The organism is Paenirhodobacter populi (genome assembly GCF_004022215.1).
Lineage (GTDB): Bacteria > Pseudomonadota > Alphaproteobacteria > Rhodobacterales > Rhodobacteraceae > Rhodobacter > Rhodobacter populi.
In genome coordinates, this window is record NZ_SAUZ01000075.1 from 1 (window position 1) to 1,125 (window position 1,125).

At 64.1% G+C, this 1,125-nt stretch carries 1 protein-coding gene; it reads right to left on the minus strand.

All coding sequences use genetic code 11. The features are described 5' to 3' along the window. Nucleotides 1–1,124: elongation factor Tu (gene tuf, locus D2T30_RS22860; RefSeq protein ID WP_128210654.1), on the minus strand; the 1,124-nt coding region annotated here is incomplete at its 3' end. Nucleotide 1,125: the final 1 nt, after the last annotated feature.

The window sequence follows — 1,125 nt, forward strand, 5'->3', positions numbered from 1 at the left end:
CGGATGGCGAAGCGGAGCTTCTCTTCCATCGCGATCGGGGCGATCAGCTCGACGGTGAACTTCAGGTTGTCGCCCGGCATCACCATCTCGGTGCCTTCCGGCAGCTTCACCGTCCCGGTCACGTCGGTCGTGCGGAAGTAGAACTGCGGACGGTAGTTCGCGAAGAACGGCGTGTGACGGCCGCCTTCTTCCTTGGTCAGGATGTAGGCTTCGGCCTCGAATTCGGTGTGCGGAGTCACCGAGCCCGGCTTCGCCAGAACCTGACCGCGTTCCACGCCGTCACGGTCCACGCCGCGCAGCAGCGCGCCGATGTTGTCGCCCGCCTCGCCGCGATCCAGCAGCTTGCGGAACATTTCGACGCCGGTGCAGGTGGTCTTCTTCGTCGGGCGGATGCCGACGATTTCCAGTTCGTCACCCACGTTGACGGCGCCGCGTTCCACACGGCCGGTCACCACGGTGCCGCGGCCCGAGATCGAGAACACGTCCTCGATCGGCATCAGGAACGGCAGGTTCACGGCGCGTTCCGGCGTCGGGATGTAGTCGTCGACGGCGGCCAGCAGCGAGCGGATCGAATCCTCGCCGATTTCCTTGTCGCGGCCTTCCAGAGCGGCCAGGGCCGAGCCCTTGATGATCGGGGTTTCGTCGCCCGGATAGCCGTAGGCCGACAGCAGCTCACGGATTTCCATCTCGACGAGCTCGAGCAGCTCTTCGTCGTCGACCTGATCGACCTTGTTCATGTAGACGACGATGTAGGGGATGCCCACCTGACGGCCGAGCAGGATGTGCTCGCGCGTCTGCGGCATCGGGCCGTCGGCCGCCGAAACCACCAGGATCGCGCCGTCCATCTGCGCCGCGCCGGTGATCATGTTCTTCACATAGTCGGCGTGGCCGGGGCAGTCGACGTGCGCGTAGTGGCGCTTCTCGGTTTCGTATTCAACGTGCGCCGTCGAGATCGTGATCCCGCGCGCCTTTTCTTCCGGCGCGCCGTCGATCTGGTCGTAGGCCTTGAATTCGCCGAAATACTTCGTGATCGCAGCCGTCAGCGTCGTCTTGCCGTGGTCAACGTGGCCGATCGTGCCGATGTTGACGTGCGGTTTCGTCCGTTCAAACTTTGCCTTTGCCATT